This window comes from Bacteroides luti (assembly GCF_900128905.1).
GTDB classification, from domain to species: Bacteria; Bacteroidota; Bacteroidia; order Bacteroidales; family Bacteroidaceae; genus Bacteroides; species Bacteroides luti.
Window position 1 is genome coordinate 186,820 of sequence record NZ_FQTV01000001.1, and the last position, 17,654, is coordinate 204,473.

The 17,654-nt window shown below is 32.3% G+C and carries 15 protein-coding genes; 5 read left to right on the top strand and 10 right to left on the bottom strand.

The annotated features are described in order from the left end of the window. Positions 1–403 precede the first annotated feature (403 nt). Positions 404–2,041, bottom strand: coding sequence for a sodium:solute symporter (locus BUC21_RS00835; RefSeq protein WP_073398623.1), 1,638 nt, complete (start codon positions 2,039–2,041; stop codon positions 404–406). Positions 2,042–2,423: 382 nt separating this feature from the next. Here BUC21_RS00835 and BUC21_RS00840 point away from each other — a divergent pair, with 382 nt between their 5' ends. From BUC21_RS00840 to BUC21_RS00855, 4 genes are all read left to right on the top strand, one after another. Then, a complete protein-coding gene (locus BUC21_RS00840; protein ID WP_073398624.1) occupies positions 2,424–3,650 on the top strand; it encodes a sugar MFS transporter in 1,227 nt (408 codons plus the stop codon). Between the two features lie 233 nt (positions 3,651–3,883). Next, a complete protein-coding gene (locus BUC21_RS00845; RefSeq protein WP_073398625.1) occupies positions 3,884–4,306 on the top strand; it encodes a DoxX family protein in 423 nt (140 codons plus the stop codon). A gap of 94 nt (positions 4,307–4,400) precedes the next feature. Next, entirely contained in the window at positions 4,401–4,949 is a 549-nt protein-coding gene (locus BUC21_RS00850) for a DUF3332 domain-containing protein (protein ID WP_073398626.1), read from the top strand. A 151-nt stretch (positions 4,950–5,100) separates the two neighbouring features. Then, positions 5,101–5,520, top strand: a complete 420-nt coding sequence (locus BUC21_RS00855; protein WP_073398627.1) for a nuclear transport factor 2 family protein — start codon at positions 5,101–5,103, stop codon at positions 5,518–5,520. A gap of 252 nt (positions 5,521–5,772) precedes the next feature. On the opposite strand, the gene tamL is transcribed toward BUC21_RS00855, so the two are convergent. Further along, positions 5,773–8,094 carry a translocation and assembly module lipoprotein TamL gene (tamL, locus tag BUC21_RS00860; protein ID WP_073398628.1) on the bottom strand — a complete coding sequence of 774 codons (2,322 nt, stop codon included), beginning with the start codon at positions 8,092–8,094 and terminating at the stop codon, positions 5,773–5,775. A gap of 102 nt (positions 8,095–8,196) precedes the next feature. Between tamL and BUC21_RS00865 the strand changes: the two genes are divergently transcribed. Next, positions 8,197–8,949 (top strand): RNA methyltransferase, encoded by a 753-nt coding sequence (locus tag BUC21_RS00865; protein WP_073398629.1) that lies wholly within the window; start codon positions 8,197–8,199, stop codon positions 8,947–8,949. A gap of 122 nt (positions 8,950–9,071) precedes the next feature. Here BUC21_RS00865 and BUC21_RS00870 read toward each other — a convergent pair whose 3' ends face one another. The 8 genes from BUC21_RS00870 to BUC21_RS00905 form a co-directional block, all read right to left on the bottom strand. Further along, entirely contained in the window at positions 9,072–9,872 is an 801-nt protein-coding gene (locus BUC21_RS00870) for a DUF4738 domain-containing protein (RefSeq protein WP_073398630.1), read from the bottom strand. Positions 9,873–9,890: 18 nt separating this feature from the next. After that, the gene (locus BUC21_RS00875; protein ID WP_073398631.1) at positions 9,891–11,204 is read right to left on the bottom strand and encodes a UDP-glucose dehydrogenase family protein; all 1,314 of its coding nucleotides are present in this window, start codon (positions 11,202–11,204) and stop codon (positions 9,891–9,893) included. Positions 11,205–11,214: 10 nt separating this feature from the next. Further along, entirely contained in the window at positions 11,215–11,763 is a 549-nt protein-coding gene (rfbC, locus tag BUC21_RS00880) for a dTDP-4-dehydrorhamnose 3,5-epimerase (RefSeq protein WP_073398632.1), read from the bottom strand. Positions 11,764–11,767: 4 nt separating this feature from the next. Beyond that, complete coding sequence (locus BUC21_RS00885; protein WP_394332739.1) at positions 11,768–13,189, bottom strand: capsule assembly Wzi family protein; 1,422 nt, start codon at positions 13,187–13,189, stop codon at positions 11,768–11,770. Continuing rightward, a complete protein-coding gene (locus BUC21_RS00890) occupies positions 13,170–14,567 on the bottom strand; it encodes an undecaprenyl-phosphate glucose phosphotransferase (RefSeq protein WP_073398633.1) in 1,398 nt (465 codons plus the stop codon). The genes BUC21_RS00885 and BUC21_RS00890 overlap by 20 nt, the downstream gene beginning before the upstream one ends. 76 nt (positions 14,568–14,643) lie before the next feature. Next, positions 14,644–15,390 carry a WecB/TagA/CpsF family glycosyltransferase gene (locus tag BUC21_RS00895; protein WP_073398634.1) on the bottom strand — a complete coding sequence of 249 codons (747 nt, stop codon included), beginning with the start codon at positions 15,388–15,390 and terminating at the stop codon, positions 14,644–14,646. Positions 15,391–15,477: 87 nt separating this feature from the next. Then, entirely contained in the window at positions 15,478–16,563 is a 1,086-nt protein-coding gene (locus tag BUC21_RS00900; RefSeq protein ID WP_073398635.1) for a glycosyltransferase family 4 protein, read from the bottom strand. After that, a complete protein-coding gene (locus tag BUC21_RS00905; protein WP_073398636.1) occupies positions 16,556–17,623 on the bottom strand; it encodes a glycosyltransferase family 4 protein in 1,068 nt (355 codons plus the stop codon). Before BUC21_RS00905 ends, BUC21_RS00900 begins: the two co-directional genes overlap by 8 nt. Positions 17,624–17,654 lie beyond the last annotated feature (31 nt).

Sequence of the window (17,654 nt, forward strand, 5' to 3'; positions counted from 1 at the left end):
TTTGTAGTTCTTTATCAGAAAATAAACGAATTATTTCGTATACAAGTAGCAGATAAGCATAATTAGTAGCAGATTAATTGACTATATTTTTTATCTACTACTGCCCCAAAAGCCTTTTGATAAACGGTTTCATGATTTTTAGTAGCAGGTGGAAGATGTTTTTTGAAAAATATTTGTTTGATGGTAGCTCAATAAATCTTTTAAGCATGAATAATCAGTTTTGCCCAATACGAGTAATCAAATAAAAGGTCTCATAACTATTTGTTAAGGATACTCCTATCCATTTTTTATGTAATCATCAAACAGAATTCTATAAAAAAACAAATCGTTACAAGAAAACTTGTAACGATCTGCTATTATTTATATTTTTTCATCTAAACCTATATGGTTTAGAACTAGTAAATTACCAGAAGTAAATGTAGAACAATACACAAATTGCAACTACGCCGAGTGAAGTCAGAACATCTGCAGTACTCCAGCTTGAACGTGTTTCAGCAATCTGTTCAGGACTCTGAGTTAAGAAAGTAATTCCTTTAAGTTGTTCTTCAGTAGCACTAGGTGTAAAGTAGCTAATTACGTACATAAGAACCATAGTGAATAAGAACAAGAAAATACTAAAGTGTAACCAGTTAATTGCAAGGATCTGTCCGAAGATACTGTCTGCTGGTATGCTGCTAGAGAATACCATAAGAGTTAGACGAGATAAACCGATTAAGAAACCAATAAGTAATCCCCATTCTCCGGCCTTAGGAGTTACTCTCTTAGTGAATACACCCAAGGTAAATACAGCTGCAATTGCAGGAGCAATAAGCGATTGTACATTCTGAAGATATTCATAAAGAACATTTCCTAAACCTCTCATGATTGGAATCCAAACTAATCCTAAAAGTACTACAGTAATAGTTGCAATACGACCTACCCAAACAAGACGTTTTTCACTTGCATTAGGATGTTTAATCTTGTAGAAGTCAATAGTAAATAGCGTTGCTGATGAATTAAAGTGTGCAGCTAATGATGTTACTAGCGCTGCGATGAATCCTACAGTAACAAGTCCTTTAGCACCAATTGGTAATAAGTTAACTACCATGCTACCAAATGCTTTATCATTAGAATCAAAATTAAATCCATCTACACCTTTAGCTTTTAAAGCTGCTGCAATCATACCTGGAATAAGGAACATGAAAACAGGAAGCACTTTTAAGTATCCTGCAAATATTGTACCTCTACGTGCATTTTTCAAGTCTTTTGCAGCAAGAACACGTTGTACAATATGTTGGTCAGTACACCAGTACCAGAATCCAATGATAGCTGCACCAACGATAACTCCAACACCAGGGAATTGGCTATAGAAAGGATCTGCTGGATCTGAGTGAATTAAGTGTCTTTTTTCTCCCATGAAAGTCCAGATGGCGTTCCATCCGTCAATAATTCCACCATCACCTAGTTTATACATTCCTAAGAACAAAATAGAGAAAGCACCAATAATCAAGATAGGTGTTTGAATAACAGATATCATCATAATACCTTTCATACCTCCAAGAACACTGAAAATACCAGTAAGAAGTACTAACCCAATAGCGCCGTACCAGAAGTCGATACCCATAATAGTTTCAAGGAAAATACCTCCAGTGAAAGCTGTTACAGATACTTTAGTCAGCACATAACTGATAAGAGTAATAATAGACAAGGTTGAACTTGTGTTTTGATTAAAACGTCTTGATAAGAATTCCGGCATTGTAAATACTTTACTGTGAGCATAAAATGGAACAAATACCCATCCTAAGATAAGAATCATCCAACCTTGCATTTCCCAGTGTGCCATTGCCATGCCGTTTTGTGCACCTGCACCTGCTAAACCAACTAAGTGCTCAGATCCGATGTTTGCTGCAAATATCGCGGCACCAACCGTTAGCCAAGTTTCACTACGTCCTGAAAGAAAAAAGTCACTTGTGTTGCCTGTTTTATTTTTCATAACCCAAATACAAATACCAATAAGGGCCACGATAAATAAGGCAATAATAGTCCAATCTAAAAATGCCATAATGTTATTACGTGTTTAAAGTAAATATTATATTATATAAAATTTGTTTTATTTAAATTCTTCAAATAATTTTCTTAATATTAATAATACATAAACGACGAGTTAAAAAATAAACTTGTAGTTATCGATAAAGACATACTGATTTTAACGCTTCAAAATATCGGTTCATCATTAATATTAGTTCATGAGACAAAAATAATAATTAGTGTAAACAGTACACTTATTTTTTGCATGTTATATAACATACTTCATCTATTATCTATAAAAAAGTGAGAATAACATTGAATGTTTCGTAGATAATATTGTTTTTTTTCTTGTTTTATAAAGAAATAGTCACGATTTTTGGGCCTGTTTTAAACTAAATTGAAAAATACAAAATGAAATGAAGACAAAAGATTCTATTTTTAGCGCACCAAACGGGAAATCATATTTAATACCTTTTATTCTTGTCACTAGTTTGTTTTTATTATGGGGATTTGCTCATGGGTTATTAGACGTACTAAATAAGCATTTTCAAGGAACTTTTAATATGACAAAAGCTGAATCAGGACTGGTTCAGTTCTCAACTTATATTGCTTATTTTGTTATGGCACTTCCTGCCGGTTTATTTATGAAAAAGTTTGGTTATAAATGGGGAATCATTCTTGGTTTATTTCTATTTGCTTTAGGTGCCTTTGCATTTATTCCTGCAGCATTTGTTGATTCTGCTGTTCCATTTTTGATAGCTCTTTTTGTAATAGCTTGTGGACTTTGTTTTTTGGAAACTGCAGCTAACCCCTACTCTACAGTGCTTGGCCCACAGGAGTCGAGTGCTCAAAGACTTAATCTATCTCAATCTTTTAATGGTTTAGGTTGGGTATTAGGACCACTTGTTGGAGGTGCATTAATTTTTGGAGCTGATGAAAAAGATAAGTTTGCTCCTACTTTACCTTATATATTAGTTGGATCTATTGTGGTAGTGGTTGCTATATTATTTTTGATCGTTAAGCTACCAAATATTCAAGAGAAAAGTGAAGAAGAAGTAAAGAAAGAAACAGAGACAACTTCAGTTGAATCCCGTTCTATATGGAGTCATCGTCATTTTGTTTTAGCAGTTATAGCACAATTTTTATACTGTGCTGCTCAAACTGGTATTTTTGCTTTCTTCATTAATTATGTGATGGAACTTGATTCAAACCTAACTAAGCAAACAGCATCGCAAATGTTATCGCTTGGAGGAATGGCATCCTTAATGATTGGACGTTTATCGGGCAGTTTTATTATGAAATGGGCGGCGCCAAATAAGTTGTTAGCTTTATATGCTTTGGTAAATACTGTATGTATGACTTTAGTAATGATGTCATTAGGACAGTTGTCACTTATATCACTTTATTGCTCTTTCTTTTTTATGTCAATCATGTTTCCTACAATATTTGCACTAGGATTAAGAGGAATGGGTACTTTAACAAAAAAAGCATCCTCTTTTATAGTTATGGGTGTTGCTGGTGGTGCATTTAGTCCTATTTTAATGGGGTATATTGGTGAAGCAAATATGGCTATTGGATTTGTTGTTCCTCTAATTAGTTTTATTTATATACTTTTTTATGCTTTAAAGGGCTATAAATTATAAAATAAGACAAGATGGATCGATAGGCTGAGCTTGTAAAAAATAAAGTGCCCCAAAAAGTTTTAATTTTACTTTTTGGGGTATTTTTATGTCAAGACACATGTTTGAAGAGAAGTTGAATATAGTTTATTAAGTAAAAGAGTCCGAATAGTAATAGCATTTATTTGAGGAATGAACTAAATTGGTTTAAAGTTGTTTTTAATAAAAATTGCATAAGATAATTAAATGGAGCAACTATGATATATAATTTTTTATTTTCATCGGAGCCTCGAGATACAAAGAACTCAGTTTTATTGTTGATTGCCAGAATTATTTTTGGTTCATTGCTCCTATATCATGGAATTCAAAAATTGGGCTCGTTCTCAGAACTTTCATCTTCATTTCCTGATCCATTAGGTATAGGAAACCAATTATCTCTTAGTTTAGTTATTTTTGGGGAGTTAGTTTGTTCTTTGGGATTTATTTTTGGACTGTTATACAGGTTAACAATGATTCCCATGATTTTTACTATGGGAATAGCTTTTTTTGTTTTTCACAGACAAGACCCTTTTGTTATTAAAGAACTTTCTTTTAATTATTTAGTGGTGTATTTAATAATGTATATTACCGGCCCTGGTAAATATACTATTGATCGTTTTCTATTTTTAAAGAAAAAATAGTAAGTAAAATTTTGTTTTTACTAATCAATTTTAAATTAAAAAATATATATATTTGCGTTTTCTTATTATAGTATTAACTAAAAAAAATAGAACGATGAGAAAAAGTAAAATGACTTTGGCTTTAGCTATAATTCTTAGCGGTAGCTTTATGTTTAGTTCATGTGTTGGTTCTTTTACTCTATTTAATAGATTAGTTTCATGGAATCAGAATGTAAGCGATAAGTTCGTTAACGAAGTAGTATTTCTTGCATTAAATATTGTGCCGGTATATGGTGTTTGTTATTTAGCAGATGCTTTGGTAATTAATTCTATAGAATTTTGGTCTGGTTCAAACCCAATGGCAAAAGTTGGTGATATAAAGAAAGTAAAAGGCGAAAATGGTGACTACACTGTTGAAACATTAAAGAATGGTTATTCTATCACTAAAGATGGAAAAAGCATGGATTTATTGTTTAACGAAGAATCTCAGACTTGGAATGTGGTTTCTGAAGGTGTTAGCACTGAATTGATGAAAATGAAAAAGGATGGAACAGTTCAACTATATTTGCCAAATGGCGGTTCAATGAATGTAACTCTTGATGCTCAAGGATTAACTGCTGCTCGTCAGGCTACAATGAGTAATGCATATTTTGCAGCAAGATAAATATATTTATAGATATGATAAATTAAAAGATGGAGTTGGCTTAAAGTCAGCTCCATCTTTCTGTTTAATAACATTTTAGATCTTTCTATTTATTCTCTGAATATTCTTAAATTCGCAATTTAGCGATTCAATAAACCATAATTATTCTTTCATGAAAAAGGTAAAACAACTTATTCTTTTAATTCTAGTTTCTTTTGTTTCAGCATGTAGTCAGACACCTCAAGATAAGGCTGAGGATGCAGCCGTAAGATTCTCAAAGGCTATGTATGGTTTAAATTTTGATGAAGCTAAAGAGTTTTGTACTCCAGATGCAGAAAAAATCCTTGTTTTTATAGCCTCTAATACGAATGATGAAGATCTGAATACATTGAAAAAAGCAGGAGATGTGAAGGTTTCGGTTATTGAAAGTACTGTTTATCCAGGAGATTCAACGGCTACTGTTAAACTCAAAATTTCAAATTACGTTCAGCTAAACATGATGGGTGGAAAACCTGCTATTGAAAAGGAAAAACAAGAAGAGGTAGATTTAGTGAGAATTAATGATAAATGGCTGGTAGATTTACACAACTAGCAATGAGGTGCGATGTAAAATAGATAATGCCGGTTTTCTTATTGTTGATGCTGCCAAATTTAATCTCAAAATGAAATCTCCTTTTGAGATTAAATTTAATATAGCCGATAGTTCGGCATTTTTTTTGCACCGGACTTTTTCCTCTTCATATTAAAAAAATCGTTGTAAAATAACCTTTGAAATGAAAGATCAATTTATTCTTTTCTCGATATTTACGGATTCTGTTTATTTCAAGATCGTTCAGAACGTTCATTAGAATGGATAACCCACAGCAAAGTGGAAGGCAAAATCACGGCTAAAATCCGGACTAAATATTGGATATCTTTCCTTTCCGGAAGAATATGCCGGGTTGACAGCCTTCATACCTCCGTCGAAACGAAGTACAAAATAGTCAAAGTCTAAACGTAATCCCAAGCCATAAGCAAATGCAATCTCTTTATAAAATTTGTTGATCTTAAAAGCACCTCCCGGCTGATTTTCATAATCCCTGATTGTCCATATATTCCCTGCATCAATGAATGCTGCTCCTTGAACTTTCCAGAACAATTTACTGCGATACTCCATGCTTAAATCTAATTTCAAATCTCCGGACTGGGTTAGATAATTAATGTTATTATCCGCTCCTTTATAGCTACCGGGACCAAGAGTTCTTACTGACCATCCACGTACGCTATTGGCTCCACCCGAGAAGTATCTTTTTTCGAGAGGGAGCACTGCAGTATTTCCATAAGGATAAGCAACTCCAAATGCTGCATGGAAGGCTAATGAATTTCTTTTATCTATTTCAACATTTTTGGCGAAATCAAAATCACCTTTTACATATTGAGCATAGGCTATATTCAGAATAGAGTAATCTCCATTCTCTGTTTTTTGCTGATTAACAAGCTTAGATATGCCATATAACAGATTGCCTGCAGATTCCAGATTGATACGTACTGAATATGAATTAGACGCTGTAGTGTTATTCTGCATTGTCCCCCCAATACTATTGTAATAATAGCTATATCCGCTACGTACAATTAAGTGATTATCATAATTATATTGAAAAATTGAATTGGCTTTATCCAGATAATCTGCTCTAAACTTAGGCGATATCCATGGAAGGTAAATATAACTAATATCCAACAAATCAATACGATGCTGAACCTTTTGTCTGCGTTGAGCCCATTTATAACTCCAAGAAGCCGAAGCAATGGTACGTGAAAACTCCGGTCGTAACTGGTAACTATATTGCATACCAAATTCTGTCGTGGCACGAATGCTTCGGGTAAAGTTCTCCGAAAGAAATGGAAATAAGAAACTTGGAAAATTAATGCTGCTTTCTGCACCGTATTCAGTATAGTTATCATTATTACCGTAAGCTCCCTGGAGTCCGGAAATAGCTTCATAGGCGCCACGAACCTTAAACATAAACGACTCCGATCCTTTAAATAAGTTTCTGTGGTTGAATGAAATAGAAGCTGCAGCTCCTAAATCTCCTGCGGAATTAGTTCCTTCCAATTCAAATGCAACAGACTTATGCTTGCTTTTAGTCAGCAGTACATAACAATCAAGTTTTGAACTATCTGCTATTTGAGTTTCGAAAAAACGAATATTGGAATACTTTATGGCAGATAATCTCCCTAAGGATGAATAAGTATTCTGAACAGCACGTTCACTAAACAATCTGCCTGAATGAATATATGTATTCTCTGTAAGAACTTTAGGACGTAAGTACAATTTATCTTTATAATAAATTGGATAACCTTTATAATGAATTGAGTCGTTTATCTCAATGCTGCTTAAAGCAGATGATTGAAGCACGTCATAATCCGTAATAAAGTTAACTTTATTTATCCGGTATTGATTATGATTTCTGAGTTCGTCTGAAGCACTTGCTTTATAAAGAAGCAAATGCATGGTTAAGTTTACCTGATATGTATTACGAACAGTGTCGGCTGTAAAAGTAATGTAATCTTTGTTGAACTTATAATATCCTTGATTAATCAGGTTATTAGCGATTCGTTGGCGTTCGGCATCAAGTACATTGATATCAAACAACATCCCCTTACTTAGTTTTGTCTCGGCAGAGTCTTTTTTCAGAATAGCTTCGATGCCTTTGTCTCTTATATCATATTTTAAGCTTTTTACGATATAAGGTTTTCCCGGAACAATTGTGTAAGTAAGATTAAGTTTCTTTTTCGAAATTTTCTTGCTCGATTTTACTGAGGCACTCATATATCCTTGATTATTAAGTGCTTTTTTAATTTCTTGCTGAGATCTTATATCCAATCCTTCATCATACAAAACGGGCCCATCTCCTAACCTGCGCCACATTCTGTTTATCCATTTGGAAGAATCTCTTCCTGATAAGTTATAGGTATAAAGAGGCACTTTGATTAAACTAAACCATTTGGAATTAGGATTCTGGCGAACATAGCTTTTAAATGGCGCTGGCTTCACTTCACTTTGTTCAGAAACAATATTTACTTCGTTTAGCAAATAAGATCCGTCGGGTACGAACTTAGTAAGTGAACATGAACCTAAAGCTAATAATGCAAGAGAAAATATATAAATTTGGGAGTTTCTTTTCATATAAAGTTGTCTAACTACAATTATTGGACTTACAAATATAGCTTTATTAAAAATATCTTTTTAGCTTTGCTTCAAAATATTTATAAATTAACTACATTATTAATGATTAGCAAGAATAAAATTAAATACATTCATTCATTAGAACTTAAGAAAAATCGTAAGGAAGATAATGTCTTTGTTGCTGAAGGACATAAGCTGGTAGGCGATTTATTAGGTAATTTTTCATGCAAGTATTTAGCTGCTACGCAAGAATGGTGGAATGAAAATCCATCTGCAAAAGCCGATGAGATGGCAATTGTAACTAATGAGGAGTTATCAAAAGCGAGCTTTCTTAAAACTCCACAAAGCGTTTTGGCCATTTTTGAACAAGATAATTCTCCTGTGGATTTGTCTATAATTCGTAATTCCCTTTGCCTGGCACTCGACGATATTCAGGATCCTGGAAATCTTGGTACAATAATCAGACTGGCCGATTGGTTTGGAATTGAACACATCTTCTGTTCTCCTAATACTGTAGATGTTTATAATCCAAAAGCAATTCAGGCAACTATGGGAGGTATTGCCCGCGTTAAGTTACACTATGGATCATTACTTGAATTAATTACTCAGCTAGATAATTATCCTGTTTATGGAACATTTCTTAATGGGGATAATCTTTATTCAAAGGATCTGTCTCCTGTTGGATTGATTGTTATGGGAAATGAAGGGAATGGAATTAGTCCGGAAGTTGAGCGATTAATAAATCAAAGACTTTATATACCAAACTACCCTCAAAACAGGGCTACTTCGGAATCTTTAAATGTTGCTATTGCCACTTCAATAGTATGTGCTGAATTCAGACGCCGGATACTTTAAAGTATTCTAGAATAAATATTTGTTGCTTGTACAAAATAATGTAATCTTCTGTACAAAACAATTAATTCTTCTGTACAGAAGAATTAATTGTTTTGTACAAGGAAATATAATTATTTCAGGAATTATTGCGCAATCTTAATTGATAGTTTTCCGTCGAAACCAATAATCAGATTCACTAAATTGCAGACAGAACTTTCAGGTATACATACTGTTGCCTGATAACGAAATCCAATCTTTCCTACTCCATAGAATTCCATGTCAGAAAGAATTGCATTTTTTAAAAATTCATTCGGGATAACACCTAAAAATGTATCTTTAGTTATATCGTGTCCATAGATCATTTTTCGCCCTTCGTATACACAAATGTGCATAACATTGTCATAGTATACATTGTCTACGCTAATACCTTCGTCTGAATAAGATGTTTTTATAACCTTTTTCTTAGACGGGTTAACATACACATAGGCTCTGTAACGTTTTCCATTATACATTACTACAGAATCTCGTTTAGTAACCTCTGAATATGTTGGTATAACCTCTGTTGTTCTATGGCCCATCATCAACAAGGAGTCATTATCGTCTTCAGATTTATGTAGTTTCACTACATTATCTGACAAAGAGTGAAAACAGAATACATGATCTGCTTGCTTGTCAATCTTATAACGGGAAACTTCTTTTCCATAGGTATAAAACGTATCTTTCTTGATTTTAAAGTAGACAGGAGCGTTTTCAGCATCAGGATAATAAATTGTATCACCCTGAATCTTGAAAAGGATCTCATCGCTTTCATCATCCAGCCAAATCCCCTGAAGCATTTTTTTTGCCTTCAAGTCTTCAGTGACATTATCTGAATTCTCTTTCTTATTCCCGCTACATGAAGCAAGAGACAAAAGAAAGAGTAAAAGCATGACACAGTTTTTCATAAAAGTTAATTTATCAAATTATTTACCGATACAATAGTATGTAACATCCATTGCTTTCAGTTCATCTATATCGTATATATTTCTTCCGTCAATTATGACAGGAGTTCGCATAGTTTTCTTTATTACTCCCCAGGCTGGCAAACGGAACTGTTTCCATTCTGTAACCATTAACAATGCGTCTGCGTCGAGTAAAGCATCATACATATCTTGTGCATAATAAACACAATCTCCTATCCTTCTCTTCGCTTCATTCATTGCCGCTGGATCGTATACACGAACAGTACATCCGGCTTTAAGCAGAAGATCTATTAAGATCAGTGCTGGAGCCTCACGCATATCGTCTGTTTCGGGTTTGAAAGCTAATCCCCACAAAGCTATAATTTTTCCTTCTAAATTCCCATTAAAATGCTTATTTAATTTATTAAAAAGAATACTTTTTTGAGCTTGATTAACTTCTTCTACAGCTTTTAGCACACGCATAGGATATCCGTTTTTTTCTGCAGTTTTGATTAAGGCTTTTACATCTTTAGGAAAGCATGAACCGCCGTAACCACAGCCTGCATACAGAAATTTACGTCCGATGCGAGTATCCGAACCTATACCGCTACGTACCATATTTACATCTGCTCCTACTAATTCGCAAAGATTTGCAATATCATTCATAAAGCTGATTCGTGTAGCCAGCATTGAGTTTGCAGCATACTTTGTCATCTCAGCAGACGGGATATCCATAAATATCACACGGAAATTATTCAGTAAGAATGGTTTGTATAACTTTGTCATAACTTCCTTGGCACGTTCAGACTCCACACCAACAACTACTCTGTCGGGGCTCATAAAGTCATTGATTGCATTACCTTCTTTTAGGAATTCAGGATTAGAAGCTACATCGAATTCTATATTCACACCTCTTTTATCCAATTCTTCCTGAATAGTAGCTCTTACTTTTTTAGCAGTACCTACGGGAACTGTACTTTTAGTAACCACTAAAACATATTTGTTCATGTGTTTTCCGATGGTTCTGGCAACTTCAAGTACATACTTAAGATCGGCACTTCCGTCTTCATCTGGTGGAGTTCCTACGGCGCTGAACACTACTTCAACATCGTCTAGGCAACTTTCCAGAGATGTAGTAAAGTTTAAGCGATTTTCTTTTATGTTACGAATAACCATTTCTTCTAATCCTGGTTCGTAAATAGGTATTATACCATTTTTTAGACCTTCAATTTTCTTTTGGTTAACGTCTACACAAGTAACATCAACTCCTGTTTCTGCAAAACATGTTCCGGAAACCAAACCAACATAACCGGTTCCTACAATCGCTATTTTCATATTTGTGTTATTATTTGTAAGCTATTGCATCTTTAAAATTAACAGCTTCTTTATCTTTGGCCGACATTATTATTTGCTCTTCGGCAATTGGCCAATTGATATTAATATCTTTGTCATTATATACAATTGATGCTTCAGATTGAGGTGCATATCCATTGTCTACTTTATATGTAAAAATGGCTTCTTCGCTCAATACTAAAAAACCGTGAGCAAAGCCTCTTGGAATAAAGAACTGTCGCTTATTATCCTCACTAAGTTCTACACTTATATATTTCCCGAATGTTGGGGAAGACTGACGTAAATCTACTGCTACATCAAGAACTTTACCTTTAATAACTCTTACTAGTTTTGCCTGACTAAATTCCCCTTTTTGGTAATGTAGACCTCTAAGAACTCCAAAGGTAGATTTTGATTCATTGTCCTGAATAAAGTTTATCTGTCCAATATTCTTTTCAAACTCCTCCTTTTTAAAGGCTTCCATAAAATACCCTCTATCATCATTGAATACTTTGGGCTCTATCACCCAAACTCCATCAATTTCTGTTTGTATATAATTCATATTATTATTTAAAAAATTTCCTTATTTTCAGCTGCATACCAAGATTATCTCCATAAATGTTTCCTGTGTCAAAAGCACCTGATATTGTAAAGTTCCACCCTTTTAATTTTTGCGGGCAATAAGTACATTCTGCAAATGTAGAAAAATTCTCCAATATTTCGGGTATTGGTTTAAAAGGAGTTCCCCAGGTTCTATTAAAAGTTAGCTTTGCTCTGTAAGATAAATCATTAAGAATATCTCCATTCCATCCAATATGTACAGCCTTTACTCTATTATATTTAAAAGTCATATTGCCATCTTTATTGTAAATAGGTGACGCAATCAGAGGATTTGCCATTGTCATTCCCCAATGTACCCATCCTGGATAGACATCATGGTTATAATAATCATCGGCGCCTCCTGTTTTTTTTACGATTGATTCGTCCACTCCATGCAATGGTCCACTTTGATTAGTTGTTTGATAATACTCTAAAACTAATCCATTTATAGCTTGTTTGTTTTTTGATTTATATTCAATACCCCATAATCCGTCAAAGCCATTCTTTTTCCCCATTCCGGAAAAATCATCGTAGTAATTTTCTAAATAAGCACTTAAGTGAAAATCAGATTGTTTGAAGGTTAATTTTAAGTGTTCGCTACCCATCAGATTACCTTCGTAATACTTAGTTTCAGACTGTTTTATCGGAAATAATATTTTAAAGTAATCTTTAATCTTGTTTCCCAAGTCTTGTTCATGAATATATGGGTGGTTTACTGTATTCCCGCCAAACTGAGCATCAAGGCTCATCCCTAAATCAATTTGCCAAGGTGAAGTTGTTTTCCCTAGTCTAAAAAAGAAACTTTTATGATGGTATAGAATATTCTTTGTATACCAGTAATTTGTACCGACATGTTCCTTCTGGTAATTATTATCTGTCCATTTTCCATAGGACATTTCAGCTTTTACTTGCGCCCATGGAGCTATTCTTACATAATCAAGAATACCTACTTTTATTTGAGGAATAGGTCGGGCATTTCCACTCCAGGTTAATCCTCCACTACTCAACTGCTCGTTTAATAATTCAGAATTAAGTTCTTTACTTCCAATAGATAATCCAAAGCATCTATAGTTTATATCTACATAAGCTTGTTGAACAACAAAAGTGGATGTGAATCCTTTAGCAACTGCAAGATCCAATCCTGTCTTAAACATCAGGTTTGAACAAGAATCAGAATAAAATGTTCCACCACGTAAGTATGCATTGTTATCAATAGATGATAGTCCGTGTTGATTACTTACTTGCCATAATGGTGTATTATCGCCAGAATGAATGGTAGTTCCAAATTCAGCAAATGATTTATATTTTGATTGACCAATAACTATTCCTGGTAAAAAACAGAATAATAGAAAGCCTTTGGGAATTAATTTAATAAGCGTTTTTTTCACCACGAAATATATTAATTATAGTTATATAAATTATTTTTATATCGAGGAAAAAAGACCAGTTTTCAAGATACCAAACATCTCTTATTACACGTTCCTCCATTTGTGAGACATCTTTCGTTTCACCCCTAAATCCAGTTACTTGAGCCCATCCGGTAATTCCAGGTTTAACTAAATGGCGTAACATATATTTGTCTATTAGTTCATTGTATTGTTTTGTGTGCTTAAGCATGTGTGGACGAGGGCCAACAATTGACATATCTCCTTTTAAGACATTAAATAGCTGAGGTAGTTCATCAATACTACTTTTACGTAAAAATTCTCCAAAACGTGTTATTCTTGGATCATTTTCTATGGCTTGTTTTAAATCCGCTTCTTCATTAATTCTCATAGTTCGAAATTTGTAACAATAAAACTCATGTCCTCGTTTACCTGTGCGACGCTGCTTAAAAAAAACTGGACCACGAGAAGTAATTTTTATACCTGTTGCCACAATTATATAGATTATTGGGAATATCGTAGAAATAAATAATAATGAGGATATTACATCAAAAGTCCGTTTTGAAAATCTGTTCAAAGGATTTTGCAGCGGCTCGTTCCTTAATGATAAAACCGGCATATTCCCTAATACATTTAATTCCATTTGCTTTTTTACATATCTCCTGAATTCGGGAACAATGTGAAAACGGATCATATTATTCTCACAAAAATTTAGTGCTCGAACGATTACTTTTTCAGCTGATTCTGGAAGAGTACAATAAACTTCATCGACTTCGTTATCTCTAATAAAGTCTTCAATATCATCAGTACTTCCTAGTAATTTAGATTCAGATGGAATGTTTACCGGATTATCTTCAAAAAATCCTAAGATTCGAAAACCATAACCTGGATCATCCATCATTTCCTGATACAATGCATTCCCATTTTGTCCAGCTCCTATAATGACAATCAGGTTAAAATTAAATCCTTTTTTTCGATAAAGTTTAATACAAAATCTTATACTTAATCTCCAACTAACAAGAGAAAGAAATAACAAAGAATATAGAGAAATTGTAAATAGTCTTGAGACCTCTTGAATTTTAAATATAGTTAAAGCGGTAGTAAAGAGTACAAAATGAAGTAAAATTACATAAAATATATTTTGCACAATCTTATCAGCATATATTACTCTAGAATGAATTGCTATTTTAAATATCAATAAGCCAGGAATATAACAAATATTCAAAGCTAAAAACAATGAACGAAATTCAGAAATCACATCTCCTCTTAAATAAGATTTAAAAAGAAAAAAGACTAATAGAAAAGTTGCATTGAGAACAAAATAATCTCCCAATACTATTAGTGATTTCAATAGATGTGAAAATCTAGTTTGCTGTTTCATAGATATTGAGTTGTTTTGAGAAGCAAATTTAAACTATTTTGATGGATTTAGAAAGAAGATAAATGAAATATAAACATTAATATACTGATTTGGATATATGTTTGAATTCTATGTAAATTAGTTTTGGAAGTAATTTAATAAAATTCCAGTATCTTGGGATATTTTTTTTTGGTTCTTCAAGTGCCCTATAGAACCATTCCATACGAAGTTTTAATATCCATTTAGGAGCACGCCTTACTTTCCCAACACTGGAATTAAAATTAAAAACAGCTCCAATGCCAAACATTACTCCTTTGTTAAGATATGGAAGTAGGTTTTTCATAAATAATTCTTGTTTGGGAGCACCTAAAGAAACCCAAATAATGTCTGGACTATCAGAATTAATATGCTCAGCGATGGAACTATAATCAAAATCTTCTACAGTGCTAAATGGTAATGAGCTAAAACACATTTCTGAAATAGTTGGATCAATTTGACAAAGATTGATTTTAAGACTAGTCAAAACTTCATCTGTATTTCCTAAAAAGTACTGTCTGTATTTGCCTTTATTAACAAAATTAATGAAAAGATCATTTCCAATGTAAGAACAAAAATGTTTTTTATAAATCTTTCCTAATAACCATGCAATATTGCTTCCATCGCAAACATTTACTAATGAAGAATTTAAAGTTTCATTAAATTTTTTATTCTGATTTGCAATAGCAAGATTATTAGCTTCAATGGCGCAAACATATCCTTTTCGATTGTGTTCTATAGTCCTTTCAATAATTTGATCAGCTACGTCTTTGTTAAATTCTAAATTTACATTGAAATATTTCTTCATATTAGTGTTTAATTTAATACTGTTATATGAAAATGAAAATTAGTAATAATTTTTATATCTTTGTTTATACTTATTAATAATCATATCTTAATTCCAAAAATCATATATTTCATTTAATTTAAGTATATATTTGTCGGGATCAAATAAGTTTTTTATTTTCTCCATGGATTTATTTCCTAATTGATATAATTTATTTCTATCATTATGCAATTGCTCAATAGCTTCTATGATATTATCACTATTATGATCCTTAATAATTATACCATTTTCATTATTTTCAACACAAAGACTTATTGACCCTACATTAGTAACAATTGGCGTTAAGCCAAAACTCATACATTCCAATAAAGATAAAGGCAATCCTTCGTAAAATGAAGGCAATAAAAAAATGTCCGACTTTTTTAATAATTCATCCTTTTCTCTATTTAATACTATGCCCTTATAGCAAAATTCTTCTTTAAAGGTATTAACAAATTTATTGATGAATTGATTGTTTTTCTCCTCCTGTCCTGCAAAAATAAGATAAAATGGAATACCCCTTTCTTTTAATATTTTAAATGCTTCATATATATAATTTATGCCTTTGGCTTCCACAATTCGTCCTATAAATAAAACAGTTAATGGTCTATCTATATTTATCTTTCTTTCAAAACAGATTGTTCCATTTAGATCTATACAGTTGGGTAATGAATAGACATTTTGAGCTCCAAATTTATTTTCAAAAATGTGTTTTTCAGTTTGGCTCTGAACTATTATAGGTGTTTGCATAGAAAAGATGCCTTTTAATATCCAGCTAACCCAAAAGGGAGTTTCGTTATTTTGTAAATAATTACCTCCATGTATGTGAATTATTAATTTACATGAATAATATTTTGAAATAGTCATAAATAGAGGATCTCTTAAAGCAGATTTTCGTGTTATTGGAAAGTTATAATGAATTATACATCCTTTCTTTTCCCTTAAAAATAAGATCCAATTTTTAAAATTGTTAGCAGTTCTCAAAATTCGGAATAATCCTCCTTTTTCGTGATTCTTTTTTCCTATTTCAAAATGAGTATAAGTTACAGATCGATTATTTTTGATAATAAACCGAGCGACAGAAGAAACTCCACTTATGTTATTAGGATCAAGAGTTGGGCAAACTATAACTATAGACTTTATATTGCTATTCATTTTTTTTTGTATTTATATCAATAATGTTTTGATACTCTTTAATATAGTTATCTACAGTTTTATTTATGTCAAAATTATCAATACAATGTTGATATGCATTTTCTACAATTCTATTTATTTCTTTATTAGATTCTATTATATTTTTTATTTGGTTAGCACAGTCTACAGCATCTCCTTTTTTAAAATAAAAGCCATATTCCCCATTTCTAATAATCTCCATTGGGCCATCATTAGCAGAAACTAAAACTGGTATTTTAGCTGCCATTCCTTCAGCAACAGTAAGACCAAAGCCCTCAATTATTGAAGGTTGGACTAATAAGTCGTAGTTTTTAATATTCGAATATATATATGAGCGATCTTTTATTCCAAGGAAAGTTACTTTATCTTCTAGTTCGTATTTTGAAACTATTTTTTTTAAATAAGTAAGTGAATCTCCTTCTCCAATAAAGTCAATATGGACGTTTTCTATTTTATGTTCTTTATTCAATAAGTTCAAGGCTTTTAATAAAATGTCTTGTCCTTTTATTAAATGATCTAAACGACTAACTTGGATAATTTTATAAACGTTACTATTTTCTAGTTTCACTTTGCGCTGAATGGTATTAATATTTATACCATTGTAATTTACAAGAATGTCTTTAAGTCCGTTTTTTAATAAATGTTCTTTCACAGCTAAGGAAATAGCTACAACTTTATTAAATTTAAAAACTCTAACTAAAGGAAGTCCAATTGCATGAATAGTTAGCAATGTCCTAGTAAATGAATGTATAAACAATATTTTATTTATATCAGAATTATGACAGTGAGTAATATCTGGTTTTAATTTTAATATTTTATAATTAATTTCTGTTATTTTAAATAGATTTTTGCTACCTTCTTTTCTATTGAATAAGTGAATTTTTATATTCTTATCAAGACTATTTAGTAGAGATTTATTATATGTGGAGTTTATTATATATACATATACATCATTGTTAACAACTTGTCTATTAGCTATGTCAACCATCATTGATTCAGCTCCTCCTATTTCTAAAGAAAAAATGAGATGTAATATTTTCATATTGTAAATTTAGTTAGTACAGCTGTCCATT